12 protein-coding genes are annotated in these 13,091 nt (G+C 64.4%); 4 read left to right on the top strand and 8 right to left on the bottom strand.

Annotated features, from left to right (window positions below):
• The first annotated feature begins 29 nt into the window (after nt 1-29).
• Nucleotides 30-857: an isocitrate lyase/PEP mutase family protein gene (locus JQ603_RS23965; protein WP_212343100.1), complete on the top strand. Its 828-nt coding sequence runs from the start codon at nt 30-32 to the stop codon at nt 855-857.
• Here the strand turns inward: JQ603_RS23965 and cynS are convergent.
• The 4 genes from cynS to JQ603_RS23945 form a co-directional block, all read right to left on the bottom strand.
• The gene (gene cynS / locus JQ603_RS23960) at nt 844-1,332 is read right to left on the bottom strand and encodes a cyanase (RefSeq protein ID WP_157333768.1); all 489 of its coding nucleotides are present in this window, start codon (nt 1,330-1,332) and stop codon (nt 844-846) included. The two genes, JQ603_RS23965 and cynS, sit on opposite strands and share 14 nt — an antisense overlap.
• Before the next feature lie 15 nt (nt 1,333-1,347).
• A complete protein-coding gene (locus tag JQ603_RS23955) occupies nt 1,348-2,271 on the bottom strand; it encodes an ABC transporter ATP-binding protein (RefSeq protein ID WP_212343099.1) in 924 nt (307 codons plus the stop codon).
• Between the two features lie 5 nt (nt 2,272-2,276).
• Entirely contained in the window at nt 2,277-3,116 is an 840-nt protein-coding gene (gene ntrB / locus JQ603_RS23950; RefSeq protein WP_212343098.1) for a nitrate ABC transporter permease, read from the bottom strand.
• A gap of 163 nt (nt 3,117-3,279) precedes the next feature.
• Entirely contained in the window at nt 3,280-4,665 is a 1,386-nt protein-coding gene (locus tag JQ603_RS23945; protein ID WP_212343097.1) for a CmpA/NrtA family ABC transporter substrate-binding protein, read from the bottom strand.
• A 160-nt stretch (nt 4,666-4,825) separates the two neighbouring features.
• Between JQ603_RS23945 and JQ603_RS23940 the strand changes: the two genes are divergently transcribed.
• Nucleotides 4,826-6,751: a sigma 54-interacting transcriptional regulator gene (locus JQ603_RS23940; RefSeq protein WP_212343096.1), complete on the top strand. Its 1,926-nt coding sequence runs from the start codon at nt 4,826-4,828 to the stop codon at nt 6,749-6,751.
• Nucleotides 6,752-6,761: 10 nt separating this feature from the next.
• On the opposite strand, the gene JQ603_RS23935 is transcribed toward JQ603_RS23940, so the two are convergent.
• The 3 genes from JQ603_RS23935 to JQ603_RS23925 form a co-directional block, all read right to left on the bottom strand.
• Nucleotides 6,762-7,640 (bottom strand): sulfurtransferase, encoded by an 879-nt coding sequence (locus tag JQ603_RS23935; RefSeq protein WP_212343095.1) that lies wholly within the window; start codon nt 7,638-7,640, stop codon nt 6,762-6,764.
• 85 nt (nt 7,641-7,725) lie between these two features.
• The gene (locus JQ603_RS23930; protein WP_212343094.1) at nt 7,726-8,859 is read right to left on the bottom strand and encodes an acyl-CoA dehydrogenase family protein; all 1,134 of its coding nucleotides are present in this window, start codon (nt 8,857-8,859) and stop codon (nt 7,726-7,728) included.
• Nucleotides 8,860-8,891: 32 nt separating this feature from the next.
• On the bottom strand, nt 8,892-9,434 hold the full coding sequence (locus tag JQ603_RS23925) for an OsmC family protein (RefSeq protein ID WP_063682428.1): 543 nt from the start codon (nt 9,432-9,434) through the stop codon (nt 8,892-8,894).
• A gap of 247 nt (nt 9,435-9,681) precedes the next feature.
• On the opposite strand from JQ603_RS23925, the gene JQ603_RS23920 reads away from it, so the two are divergent.
• Nucleotides 9,682-10,344, top strand: coding sequence for a TetR/AcrR family transcriptional regulator (locus tag JQ603_RS23920; protein WP_212343092.1), 663 nt, complete (start codon nt 9,682-9,684; stop codon nt 10,342-10,344).
• Nucleotides 10,345-10,449: 105 nt separating this feature from the next.
• The gene (locus JQ603_RS23915; RefSeq protein WP_212343090.1) at nt 10,450-11,202 is read left to right on the top strand and encodes a hypothetical protein; all 753 of its coding nucleotides are present in this window, start codon (nt 10,450-10,452) and stop codon (nt 11,200-11,202) included.
• 260 nt (nt 11,203-11,462) lie between these two features.
• Here the strand turns inward: JQ603_RS23915 and JQ603_RS23910 are convergent, their stop codons facing one another.
• Nucleotides 11,463-13,043, bottom strand: a complete 1,581-nt coding sequence (locus JQ603_RS23910) for a tetratricopeptide repeat protein (RefSeq protein WP_212343087.1) — start codon at nt 13,041-13,043, stop codon at nt 11,463-11,465.
• Nucleotides 13,044-13,091 lie beyond the last annotated feature (48 nt).

Genomic DNA, 13,091 nt, shown 5'->3' with positions numbered 1-13,091 from the left:
CCGCAGACAAGGTCAAGCGGAGACGAACCATGACGAGCCAACTGGACAAAGCGAAAGCGTTTCGCGCCCTGCACGAGCGGCCCGGCGCGTTCATCCTTCCCAACCCCTGGGATGCCGGCACCGCAAGACTGCTCGCCGCCGCCGGCTTCGAGGCGCTTGCTACCACGAGCCTCGGCCTTGCCAACATGCACGGAAGCTCGACCGTTAGTCTCGATGCAATCCTCGAGAATTGCCGCGCGATCGCGCAGGCCACCGATCTTCCGGTCAGCGTCGATCTGGAAAACTGCGGCGCGCACGATCCGAGGCGCGCGGCGGAAGCGATCCGGCGCACCGCCGAGGCCGGTGCGGTCGGCGGCTCGATCGAGGACTTCACCGGAGACCGCGAGCAGCCGATCTACGACTTCTCGCTCGCGGTCGAGCGCGTGCAGGCGGCCGTCGAGACGGCGCGCTCGCTGTCGATTCCGTTCACGCTGACGGCGCGCGCGGAAAACCTCCTGCACGGCCGCAACGATCTCGACGACACCATCCGGCGGCTTCAGGCGTTCGAAGCGGCGGGCGCGGATGTCCTCTACGCACCTGGAGTTTACGACCTTGCCACGATCAAGACGGTCGTCGGCTCGGTCGGAAAGCCGTTCAACCTCGTGATGGGTTTTGCCGATCCGACGCTGACGCTCGCGCAATTGTCGGCGGCCGGCGTCAAGCGCATCAGCGTCGGCGGCGCCATGTCGCGCTATGCGCTGGCTGCGTTCCTGAAGAGCGCGCGCGAGATGAAGGAGAACGGCTCCTTCACCTTTGTTCGCGAGATGGCACCGATCAAGGAACTGCGCGACGCCTTCGCGTCGGTCAGCCCTCCCTAAAGCCGTATTCCGGCACGTTGCCGCTGGCGCCGTAATATTTGTACGGCAGGAATTTTCCGCTCATGGTGATCTTGACGCGATCGCCCTTCGGGTTGGCGACGCGCTCGATCCCCATGTCGAAATCGATCGCCGACATGATGCCGTCGCCGAATTCTTCCTCGATCAGCGCCTTCCAGGCCGGACCGTTCACCATCACCATCTCGTAGAAGCGGTAGATCAGGGGATCGGTCGGCGGCATCGGCGTGCCGGTGCCGCGCATCGGCACCTCGTTGAGCATGGCGGTCTCGGCCTTCGAGAGGCCGAACAGCTCGCCGGCGTTCGCCGCCTGCGGCTTCGTCAGCTTCATCTGGCCCATGATCGCGCCGACGATCAGCACCTCGGAATAGCCGCCGATCTTTTCGCAGATGTGTTTCCAGCTCCAGCCCTTCTCGCGCTTGATGTCGAGCAGTTTTTCGGTGAGGTCTTCGCGTTTCATGTTGGCGTCTCCTTGTTAAGCACTCAATCCGGGACTGGTCCCCGGCATCCAGGTCTGTCGTGGCTCTTCGCCATTTGATGCGATCGAGAGGCCGGGCTTGCCGATATGTATGACGGACACGTTGCGCGGATCGTGATCGGGCTTTTCGGCCGTGAAGGTCTTGCTGCGCGTCACAAGGAAATCGATGATGTGATTGCGCAGCGCGTAGTAGAGCGGATGGCGGTGCAGGTCGGTGCGGCCGCGATCTCTCGGCAACGGATTCTCGATGACCTCGGCCAGCACGGCGCCGGGACCGTTGGTCATCAGGAAAATCTTGTCGGCGAGGTAGATCGCCTCGTCGACGTCGTGGGTGATCATGAACGCGGTCTGCCCGGTCTCCAGGCAAATGCGCCGCACCTCGTCCTGGAGCGTGCCGCGCGTCAGCGCGTCCAGCGCCGAGAACGGCTCGTCCATCAGCATCATCTTCGGCGTGATCGACAGCGCCCGCGCGATGCCGACACGCTGCTTCATGCCGCCGGACAGTTCCGACGGTCGCTTGTGCTCGGAGCCGGTGAGCCCGACGAGATCGATGAATGTCTGCGCGTGCGCCTTCACCTTGGCGCGGTCCCAACTGCGCCATTTCGAGCTCACGGCATAGGCGACGTTGCCGAGCACGGTGCGCCAGGGCAAGAGCGCGTGGCTCTGGAAGATCACGGCGCGGTCGAGGCTGGTGCCCGAGATCGCCTGCCCGTCGACGATGACGGCGCCTTCGCTCGGTGCATCGAGGCCGGCGAGGATGTTCAGCACCGTGGTCTTGCCGCAGCCGGAATGGCCGATCACGCAACAAAACTCGCCGCGCGCCATCGAGAGCCAGAGGTTCTCGAACACGGTCGTCGTCGCGCCGCCGGCGCCGGGATAGCGCTTGGCGATGCCTTCGATGGAGATGAACTTGTCGGTCACAGCGCCTACTCCGGAAAGGTGACCATGCGCGTGAAGCGCGCGAGGATCTGGTCGAGCAGCATGCCGACGATCCCGATCAGCAGGATCGCGATGATCACGTTGGTGATCGAGAGGTTGTTCCACTCGTTCCAGACGAAGTAGCCGATGCCGGTGCCGCCGACGAGCATCTCGGCGGCGACGATCACCAGCCAGGCAATGCCGATCGAGATGCGCATGCCGGTCAAAATCGTCGGCGCCGCGGCGGGGAGTATCACGGTGAAGGCGCGCCTGATGGTGCCGACCTCGAGCGTGCGCGCGACGTTGATCCACTCCTTGCGCACACTGGCCACGCCAAACACGGTGTTGAGCAGCATCGGCCAGATCGAGCAGATGAAGATCACGAAGATCGCCGAGACCGAGGAATCCTTGATGGTGTAGAGCGCCAGCGGCATCCAGGCCAGCGGCGAAATCGGCTTCAAGACCTGGATGAACGGATCGAGCGCCTTGCTCAGCAGCGGCGACATGCCGATCAGGAACCCGAGCGGAATGGCGACGAGCACCGCCAGCAGATAGCCGGTCCCGACACGCGCAATGGAATACGCGAGCTGGATGCCGAGGCCCTTGTCGTTCGGCCCGTTGTCATAGAACGGCCGCTTCAGATGCTCCCACAGCTTAGCACCGACATCGAGCGGCCCGGGCATGGCGGATTTGCCCTGCGTTGCCGTGAGGCCCATCAGCTTGGCGTATTCCGGGCTCATCGTGGCGACAGGTGCCGTCGAGCGCGTGGCGAGATGCCAGATGCCGAGGAACGCGGCGAGCAGAGCGATCGAGACGAGGCCGGCGCGGAGACGGAGGGACGAGTTCATCGCGCGAGACCTCTCTACCCGTCGTCCCGGCGAAGGCCGGGACCCATAACCACAGGGAGGAGCTTGGCTAAGACTCGTTCGGTACTGCTACCTTTCGCGATCGATCGATCACGCCGTATGGGTCCCGGCCTTCGCCGGGACGACAGGGAAAGAGCGCCGCCCATCACGACGCCTTCCTGATCTTGAAGCTCGCGACATAATCCTCGGGCTTCGCCGGATCGAAATTCTTGCCCATCACCGCAAACGACTTGTAGCTGCTCGCCGGCGGCGACAGGCCCATCTCGGTCATCAGCTTCTTCGTGTCGGTCGCCAGATACACCTGCTCGGCCACCGCCTTGTAGTCGACGTCGCCCTTGATCTGGCCCCAGCGCTTCATCTGCGTCAGCATCCACACCGCAAAGGACTGCCAGGGGAACGGATCGAAATCGACGCGCTTGGCATCGGTCTTCACCCCGCCGAGGCCGTCGGCATAGGTGCCGGTGAGCACCTGCTCCAGCACCGTCACCGGCGCGTTGATGTAGTTGGCCGGCGCGATGGCTTCGGCGATCTGCTTGCGGTTCTCCGCCTTCGAGGCATAGGCGGTGGCATCGACGATGGCGCGGGTCAGCGCGGCAAAGCTGTTCGGCGCCGTGGTGATGAACTCGCGGCTGGCGGCGAAGCTGCAGCAGGGATGGCCGTCCCAGATCTCCTTGGAGAGCAGATGCATGAAGCCGACGCCGTCATAGATCGCGCGCTGGCAGATGTTGTCGGGCGCGAGGAAGCCGTCGATGTTGTCGGCGCGCAAATTCGCGACCATCTCCGGCGGCGGCACCGAGCGCAGTTGCACGTCGGTGTCGGGGTCGAGGCCGTGCTCGGCGAGATAATAGCGCAGCAAATAGTTGTGCATGGAATAGTCGAAGGGGATCGCGAATTTCAGGCCCTTCCAGTCCTTCGGATCGCGCTTGTCCTTGTGCTTGGTCGCGAGCACGATGCCCTGCCCGTTGATGTTCTCGATCGCGGGCACCGCGAAGGGAATGGCATTGGCGCCTAAGCCCAGCGAGATCGCGATCGGCATCGGCGCCAGCATGTGCGCGGCGTCGTATTCCTTGTTGATGGTCTTGTCGCGGATCACGGCCCAGCCGGCGGTCTTGACCACTTCGACGTTGAGGCCGTGCTTGGCATAGAAGCCCATCGGCGCCGCCATGATGATCGGCGTCGCGCAGGTGATCGGGATGAAGCCGACCTTGAGGTCCTTCTTCTCGGGCGCGCCGGTCTGCGCAAAAACCTCGGTCGCGGTCTTGAGCGGGAAGAACTGCGAGAGCGCCGCCAGCGCCGTGGACGCACCGACCGATTCCAGGAACGCGCGCCGCGCAACGTCCTGCGGAAACATCGCGCGCATCACCGCGGAGGCGACGACGCCCTCGTAGCGCTTCTCCTCGCTCTCGACGGGATCGCAGCGGAGCGCTGAAGCCGCCGCCTGCTCGTGCTCTGCCGCGGAACGATGCTGGCCGCAGGCACAGCCGGCTCGAAGGTTGCGATCGGGATCAAACGGATTGTCGAACGTGGACATCGGCCCTCCTGCGCGTCATTGCGAGGAGGAATTACGCAAGGAGTGTGCCACCCCCTCAGGAGCGGCCAGTGCCTTGATGACGCAGCACTTTCGGTCACGCTTGGCCACTACGAAAACTCGTGATAAACGAGATTTCGTAGTTCAATTACGAGATTTCGCAATGGCAACGACGCCAATGCCCGTCCACGATGATGTGGCTCCCGCCATCGACCCGCGCATCGCGGCGTTCGAATCCTCGGTCGAGGCGACGCTGCTGGTCGATCCCTTCAGCGACCAGATCGTCGACGCCAATCCCGCCGCCTGCGCCCTGCTCGGCTACGACCGCGCGCTGCTGCGGCAGACCCGGGCCAGCACGCTCCACGCCGGCGAGCTTCCGGCCCTCACCGTCTTCACCCAGGCCGTGCTGCACAAGGGCGCCTACTGGACCACGGCGCTCAATCCCCGCCATGCGACGGGGCAAAATCTCCAGCTCGAATATTCCGGCTGCCTGCTGCCGCATGACGGCCGCTCGCTGCTGCTGCTCACGCTGACCGATCTCGAAGCGCGCCGCCGCCGCAATGTGGATGCCGCCGCCGAAGACCACATGCGCGGGGGCATTTCGACCTGGCAGCGGGTCGAGCGCGTGTTCCAGGACATCGAGCGCGAGAACCAGCTGATCCTGCGCGCTGCCGGCGAAGGCATCTATGGCGTCAACGCGGAAGGCAAGACCACCTTCGTCAATCCCGCGGCCGAGCGCATGCTCGGCTGGACCGCCGAGGAGCTGGTCGGCAAGGAGATCCACCCGATCGTGCACCACACCCATCACGACGGCCGCCACTATCACAACCACGACTGTCCGATCTATGCGGCGTTCCGCGACGGCGCCGTGCACCAGGTCGACGGCGAGGTGTTTTGGCGCAAGGACGGCTCGCCGGCCTGGGTCGAATACACCTCCACGCCCATTCGTGATCGCGGCGTCGTGGTCGGCGCGGTCGTGGTGTTTCGCGACGTCAGCCAGCGCCGCGAGGCCGACGAGAAGCTCCATGCGGCCCTTGCCGAGGTCGATCGCCTGCGCGAGCGGCTAGAATTGGAAAATGCCTATCTCCAGGAAGAAATCCGCATCGAGACCAATCCGCGCGGCATCATCGGCCAGAGCGAGGCGATCCAGAAGACGCTGCGCCAGGTCAAGCTGGTGGCGCCGACCACCGCGGCGGTGATGATCACCGGCGAGTCCGGCACCGGCAAGGAGCTGATCGCGCGCGCCATCCACGAGGATTCCACCCGCAGCGACCGGCCGCTGATCCGCGTCAACTGCGCCGCGATCCCGCGCGAATTGTTCGAGAGCGAATTCTTCGGCCATGTCCGCGGCGCCTTCACCGGCGCGACACGCGACCGCATCGGCCGCTTCGAGCTCGCCGACGGCGGCACGCTGTTCCTCGACGAGGTCGGCGAGATCCCGCTCGAATTGCAGGGCAAGCTGTTGCGCGTGCTGCAGGAGGGACATTTCGAGCGCGTCGGCCAGGAGCGCACCCGCGCCGTCGACGTCCGCGTCATCGCCGCGACCAATCGCGACCTCAAGCAGGAGGTGCAGCGCGGCCGTTTTCGCGAAGATCTCTATTTCCGCCTCAACGTGTTCCCGATCGAGACTGTGCCCTTGCGCGAACGGCGCGAGGACATTCCCCTGCTCGCCCAGCATTTTTTGACGCGCGAGGGCAAGGCATTGAAGTCGAACCTGCGCCTCTCCGAGGGCGATGCGCGGCGGCTCGCCCGCTACGACTGGCCCGGCAATGTCCGCGAATTGCAGAACGTGATCGAGCGCGCCGCGATCCTGTCGCAGAACGGTCGCCTGCGCATCGATCTGCCCGACACCTCCGGCGCGCAACCGCCAAGCGGCGCCACGCGCCAGAAGGCCGACGCGCGCCCGGTGGTGATGACGTCAACCGAGATGCGCGACCACGAGCGCGCCAACATCCTGGCCGCGCTCGAGGCCTGCGCCGGAAAAGTCTTCGGCCCCGGCGGCGCGGCCGAGATGCTCGATATCAAGCCGACCACGCTGGCCTCGCGGATCAAGGCGCTGGGGATCGCGCCTCGTCCGCGGGCCATGTGATCGCGCGCGCTCACGCCGCCTTGGTTGTCACGCCAGACGCAATCGGCAATCCCTGCTCGATCGGCAGCGACGGATCGCGCGACCATTCGTTCCAGGAGCCGAAATACATCCGCACGTCCTTCACGCCCGCGTTCTTCAGCGCGAGGAATGTGTTCGAGGCCCGCGCGCCCTTGAAGCAGTAGAGATAGACCGGCGTCGTCTGCGAGATGCCGACGGTGGCGCACTCCGCAAGAATTTCGTCCTTGGACTTGAAGCGCGGGCCCTCGGCGGTCGGCTTCATCATGCGATACCATTCCAGCCACACCGCGCCGGGGATGCGGCCCTTGCGCGGGCAGAAATCCTTCCCGTAAGGCGAGGAGCTGTCGCCGATCCACTCGTCGACGTCGCGCACGTCGAGGATGGCGATGCCGGGCTTGCCGACGGCGCCAAGCATGGTCTTGGCGTCGATCAGGATCTCGCCGGCCTCAGGCACGATCGAGAATCCGGCCTTTGCCGGCGTCGGCACGTCCTTGGTCACCGGGAAGCCCGCGGCCGACCAGGCGTCGAAGCCGCCATGCAGCACCTTCACCTTGGGATAGCCGAGCATGGTGAGCAGGTAATAGCCGCGGCAGGACTGGCCGAAGCCGGAGTTCATCGACTGCTCGTAGATCACGGCTGTCTCTTTGCCGGAGAGACCGGCGCCGCCGAAGGCATCAGCGAACTTGGTCTTCAGCTCGGCCATGCCCTCCGGCGTCGAGGTCGCGAGGAACGTAAAAATCTCATGCACGTTGACGGCGCCCGGCAAATGCCCGGCGGCATAGGCGTCGGGATTGCGGGTGTCGATGACGACACACGGCTCTAGCTTCAAGAGATCGGCGAGTTCGACGGCAGTGATCAGGACGTCAGTCATGGCAGCCTCTCCGTTGAGGTTGGGGGTCTCTGGGTCGTCGTCTTAGGGTCGCGTCTTAGGTCTTCTTGGGGTGGACTCGTAGAACTCAGGACTCGGCGAGCATCTTGCGCAGCTGCTTGGTGGCCGGCGTGACGATCGCGACGAAATAGGCCTCGCGCAGGCGGCGCTGCGCGCGGTGGCTCTTGAGGTAGCCGCGGGCGCCACAATGCAGCATCGCCGCATGCGCCGCCGCGACGCTGGCCTCGCCCGCACGAAGGCGGAGCGCGATCACCTTGCGCCAATAGGTCTCCTCCTCGTTGTAGGGATCGCGCGCCAGCGCCATGGTCTCCGCTTCGAGCTCGGCGGCGAGATCGCGGAAGTGCACCGGCTGCTGCGGCAGATAGCGGTTGATGTGGCCGAGCGAGCTATCCACCTCGTCCATGATGTTGATGCAGTCCCTGATGACGCCGAGCGCCATGCCGGCCTGGAGCAGGATGAAGCCGGCGCGGATCTTCTTGACGAAGGGCGCGGCGGGATCGGCGAGGATCAGCTCGTCCGGCACGAAGACGTCGCGGAACTGCACGCCGTAAGTGCCGGTGCCGTCCATCGCGAGGAACGGCTTGCACGGCGTCAGCGTGATCGCGGGATCGGAGCAGTCGGCGAGGAACATGACAGTGCCGGGCTCGCCACTTGCGATGCCCTGCTCGTCCTCGCGCTCGAAGATCGTGCCAAAGAAATGATCGGGGCCGAGATTGGAGACCCAGGGCAACGCGCCGCGCACGATGTAGCCGCCCTCGACCTTCTTCCCTTTCAGCTTGAGCTTCTCGATGCCGAAAAAGCTCTTCATCGGATTGGACAGCCCGGTGCCGCCGAGCACGCGCCCGGTCGAGAAGGCATCGCCGAAACGCCTGGCCAGCTTCAGATTGGTCGAATTGGCGGCGTACCAGACCAGCGTGTTCTGGCACCAGGCCATGAAGGCGGTGGCGCCGCAAACCTCGCCGATCGCCGCCATCGACTCGATCGCGCAGCGCAAATCCGCGGGACCTTCCAGGGGCATGTGACTGCCCCAGGCGCCGACCGCGCCGAACGCGCGCAGCACCTCGGCCGGATAGACCGAGCCGTCGTCGATGCCGGCGGCGAGCGGCGCGAGCCGCTCCCGCGCGATCCGCGCCACCTCCCCTGCAATGGACGGTGCGGGCTGATCCAGAACTTCGGCCCGCGATAAAGCCAGTGACCCCATGATCGTCTCCCGCACCTTGTCCTGTTGCTATGCTAGATGCCGACCTCGAGATTGACCGGGCGGGTGAAGGTGTTGGCGACCGGCGACCATTTCTTCACATGGGCAACCAGCGCGTTGATCTCGTCAGGCGAGATGCCCTCGCACTCCATGTCGACCTTGACGCGCACGTCTGTAAAACCAACGGGCTTGTCCGACATGTCGCCGGTGCCCCAGACCGCGGTGATGTTGAGGTCGCCTTCGAGCTCCAGCTCGAGCTTGTTGACGATCCAGCCGCGATGCACGGCGTTGGCGTGAAGGCCGACCGCAAGGCAGGAGCCGAGCGCGGCGAGCGAGGCCTCCGACGGATTGGGCGCGGTATCGTCGCCCAGGAGTCCCGGCGGCTCGTCGACGATATAGGGCGGCAGGTTGCGGATGTAGTTGGCGTGGCGGAATTTGCCTTCCGCGACCGTCTTGCACTTCAAGGTCTTGATGACCTTCGGATTCGCCTTGCCGTTGGCGATCAGTTGCTCGAGGCCATTCTTGTCGATGGGTGCGAGGCAACCCGTCAGCACTGTCTTCTGAACGACGGCAGTCATCAATCTTCTCCCTGGCAGAAGTGGAAATCGGCAGGATACCGAACGGTCTGTTTCCTTGCATGGAGCGTGCCAGAGCCGGCCGAAAACAAAACGCGAAGCTTTGGAGCGGCTTACCGATCCCTGCCTGCGGATTGATCAGCGGCGGCTTGCTCAAAGGCGATGCAGATGGTCTGCCCCTTGCGAATCTTTTCAGCGCGGAACAGATGCGGCTTGCTGATGCGGCGCGGCTGCGGGTAAGTTTGGACTCATGGCCAAGCCCTTACTGAACAAGACGTCATCGAAGAAGACTTCGCCCCACGCCGCCGCTGGCGAAGATGAATCCGCGCGCGGGCGCCTCCTGAGCGCCGCGACGCATCTGTTCTGCAAGAACGGCATCAACGCCACCGGCATCGACGCGATCATCGAGGAAGCCGGCACGGCGAAGACCACGCTCTACAAATTGTTCGGCTCCAAGACCAACCTCGTCAACGCGGTGCTGGAGAGCGAAGGCAAGCAGTGGCGCGAATGGTTCATCGGCGCCATGGAAGCGGGCGGCGGCGACGCGCAGGCGAAACTGACGCGGATCTTCCCGGCGCTGAAGAGCTGGTTCGCGGAGGAGCGCTTCTACGGCTGCCCCTTCATCAACGCCGTCGGCGAGCACGACAAGGACGCCAAGCAATTCCGTAACATCGCGCTGAAGCACAAGAAGATCGTGCTCGGTCATATCGAGAAGCTCGCCGGCGAGCTCGGCTCCAGCGACCCCGCGGTGCTGGCGCACCAGCTCGGCCTGATCATCGACGGCGCCATCGTCGCGGCGATGATCTCGCGCGACCCGGGCGTGGCCGATACGGCCGCTCTCACGGCAGGCCCCCTGCTCGGGCAATCCAGGGCGAAGAAGAAGCGCGCAGCGGATCAGCTCGAGGCGGTGTAACGGTTCTTACTTCGTAGCCCGCATGGAGCGCAGCGGAATGCGGGACACCGTCCCGGATTGCGCTCCGCTCCATCCGGGCTACGAGGACCGAGGAGAACAAATCCGATGCCTCAGATCATCATCGCCAGGCGCTTCTGCGGCCCTCCGAACTCCGGCAACGGCGGTTATGTCTGCGGCCGGCTTGCGCGTCACATTCCCGGGGCCGCGGAGGTGACGCTGCGCGCGCCGCCTCCCCTGGACACGCCGCTCGATGCGGTCGCTGCAATCGACGGCTCATGGGAGCTTCGCGAGGGCGCCAAGGTCGTTGCGACCGGGCAAGCAGCGCATGTCGAGCTCGCGCAGCTCGAGACAGCCAGCTTGCAGGAAGCACGCGCCGCCGAGCTGCTGACGCTGTTCGAGCCGCACGAGCATCCGCTGCCGAACTGTTTCGTCTGCGGTCCGGCGCGTGCGCAAGGCGACGGCCTGCGCATCTTCACCGGGCCACTCAAGCGTCGTGCGCAGAACGCCGTCCTCGCGGCGACCTGGACGCCCGATCCAAACTTGGCCGCCGAGGATGGCCGCGTCGCGCCGGAATTTCTCTGGTCGGCACTCGATTGTCCTACCGGCTTTGCCTGCAATTGCAATCAGCAGAGCGGCACCTACGACAAGACGCCGCTCCTGCTGGGACGAATGTCCGCCCGGATCGAGGCCTGCCCGCGCCCTGGTGAACCCTGCATCATCACGGCCTGGCCGACCGGCCGCGACGGCCGCAAGCGGACAGCCGACGCCGCGCTCCATGATGAAAGCGGCAGGTTGCTGGCGGTGGCGAAGACGACCTGGATTGCAGTCGACCGCGACGTGCTGCTCGGGCGCGGGTGAGAGGTGCGTAGGGTGGACTAGCCCACGGCTGCGCGCAGCGCAGTCGCCGGCGTAATCCACCAACTTCGTCCGGCATTCGCTGAAGGGTGGTGGGTTACGCCTTCGGCTAACCCACCCTACAAACCACACACTCGGTCTCGTAGGGTGGGCAAAGGCGCGAAGCGCCGTCCCACCATTTCTCACTCGGCGTCGTCGATAGACACGGTGGGCACGCTACGCTTTGCCCACCCTACGAGAGCTACGAGAACCCGCCCATTCGATCAGCGACTCGCTCGCAGCGCGCCAAGCTCGACGTCGGCGGCCGGCTTCTCGAGAAAGGTCTTCGGGCAATCGGCTGCAGCCTGCTCGAACAGTTTCAACGCCTCATCTCTGGAGCCGCTCTGCAGGGCGCGCTCGGCAGTATAGAAATTCGCCTCGCAGACCTGCCCCTTCTTCTTCGCCGGGTCGGCATCGTCCGCCGCGCTGCGCACTTGCTCCGGCGTCATCGTGCCAAGGAAGAGATTGACGACCGGCGCGGGCCATTTCGCCGCGTCGAGCTGTTTTGCCGCCTCGCCCAGCTGGCTCGGCTGGTCACTGCGCTTTGCAACAATTTCGCGCCATAAGATCGGGTAGGCATTCTTTGGATCGAGCTGGATCGCCTGATCGAGGTCGGCCAACGATTTGGCGAATGAAGCAATCTGCCAATAGACCCTTGCACGATGAAAATAGGCGCGCGCATCCTTGGCATCGAGCTGCACGAGTTGATCGTAGTCCGCAAGCGAGCGGTCGAAATCCCCTTTGGCCTTGTGCGCGTTGGCGCGGAGCCCGAATGCATCCTTGTCCTTGGGGTTGAGGCGGATCGCCTCATCATAGTCTGCGATAGCGCGGTCAAGGTCCCCTTTCGCGTTGTAGGCCGCTCCCCGAGCGCGGAGCACAGGGCCATCCGCGGAAGCGAGTACAATTGATTCACCCGCGACGGACGCAGAAATGGGGTCGGCGTCCTGACCTTGAGGCTGAGCCTGCCGATCGCCGGGGTTTCCTTGCCCCTGATGTGCCAGCTGGATCACCCGGTTGAAATCGGCAATGGCGCGGTCGAATTCGCCCAGCAGAGAAAAGGATTCGGCCCGGAAGTAGTAGAAATACTCATTCCTCGGCTTGATCTGCATTGTTTGATCGAGCTCAGCCAATGCACGCTCTCTGTTGCCCTGGGCAGCGTAAGCCCGACTGCGGCACAACTGGCCAATGCCGGCTTGCGGGCCGATCTCGACTGCTCGATTGCAGTCAGTCATGGCACGACCCGTGTCGCCCTTGCGGATGTAAGCGAGGCCTCGGTCTACATGCACGATGACGTTGTCCGGATGGACCAATAGGGCTTGATCATAGTCAGCAATGGCGCGGTCCATATCTCCTTTGGCCCAGTAGATTCGGGCACGCCCCAGACGGGCGTATACAGCCTTGGGATCAAGCTCGATGACCTTCTCGTAGTCGGCAAGCGCAGCGTCGGTTTGTCGCCTCTCGACATGCGCAAAAGCTCTCTGAAGGCGAGCGTTCAGATTGCCCGGATCGCGTTCGATGATGAGGTTGTAGTCCGCAATCGCAAGCTCGGTCTCACCTTTCTGGCGATAAAACATGGCCCGGCGAAAGTACGCCATGATCACGCTCTGCTGCATGGCCTGCGCCGCCTGAATGATAGCGGTGCAACCCGCGATGCGCTCATCGAGCGTGATGTTGTTGGCCGTGTTGCACTTCGCAGCCAAAGGCATTTCCGCGCGGGCAGGCAATACTTCGATCAAGATTGTGAGCGCCAACGCGCTTAAGCTTGCTGCCGCACCAACGAGTGCGCGGCCCACCATTCCAAACATGCAGTCCCCACTTCAATTCCCGGGGACTTCATAGCAACCGATTGCGCC

Source organism: Bradyrhizobium liaoningense, from assembly GCF_018130825.1.
In the GTDB taxonomy this organism is placed as follows: Bacteria; Pseudomonadota; Alphaproteobacteria; order Rhizobiales; family Xanthobacteraceae; genus Bradyrhizobium; species Bradyrhizobium liaoningense_B.
Note: the sequence above shows the minus strand (reverse complement) of the source record. Positions and strands in the feature narration are given on the sequence as shown.

Coding starts and splice junctions, on each gene's coding strand:
- JQ603_RS23965 (WP_212343100.1), top strand. CDS start 30: ATGACGAGCCAACTGGACAAAGCGAAAGCGTTTCGCGCCCTGCACGAG.
- cynS (WP_157333768.1), bottom strand. CDS start 1,332: ATGAAACGCGAAGACCTCACCGAAAAACTGCTCGACATCAAGCGCGAG.
- ntrB (WP_212343098.1), bottom strand. CDS start 3,116: ATGAACTCGTCCCTCCGTCTCCGCGCCGGCCTCGTCTCGATCGCTCTG.
- JQ603_RS23945 (WP_212343097.1), bottom strand. CDS start 4,665: ATGTCCACGTTCGACAATCCGTTTGATCCCGATCGCAACCTTCGAGCC.
- JQ603_RS23940 (WP_212343096.1), top strand. CDS start 4,826: ATGGCAACGACGCCAATGCCCGTCCACGATGATGTGGCTCCCGCCATC.
- JQ603_RS23935 (WP_212343095.1), bottom strand. CDS start 7,640: ATGACTGACGTCCTGATCACTGCCGTCGAACTCGCCGATCTCTTGAAG.
- JQ603_RS23930 (WP_212343094.1), bottom strand. CDS start 8,859: ATGGGGTCACTGGCTTTATCGCGGGCCGAAGTTCTGGATCAGCCCGCA.
- JQ603_RS23925 (WP_063682428.1), bottom strand. CDS start 9,434: ATGACTGCCGTCGTTCAGAAGACAGTGCTGACGGGTTGCCTCGCACCC.
- JQ603_RS23920 (WP_212343092.1), top strand. CDS start 9,682: ATGGCCAAGCCCTTACTGAACAAGACGTCATCGAAGAAGACTTCGCCC.
- JQ603_RS23915 (WP_212343090.1), top strand. CDS start 10,450: ATGCCTCAGATCATCATCGCCAGGCGCTTCTGCGGCCCTCCGAACTCC.
- JQ603_RS23910 (WP_212343087.1), bottom strand. CDS start 13,043: ATGTTTGGAATGGTGGGCCGCGCACTCGTTGGTGCGGCAGCAAGCTTA.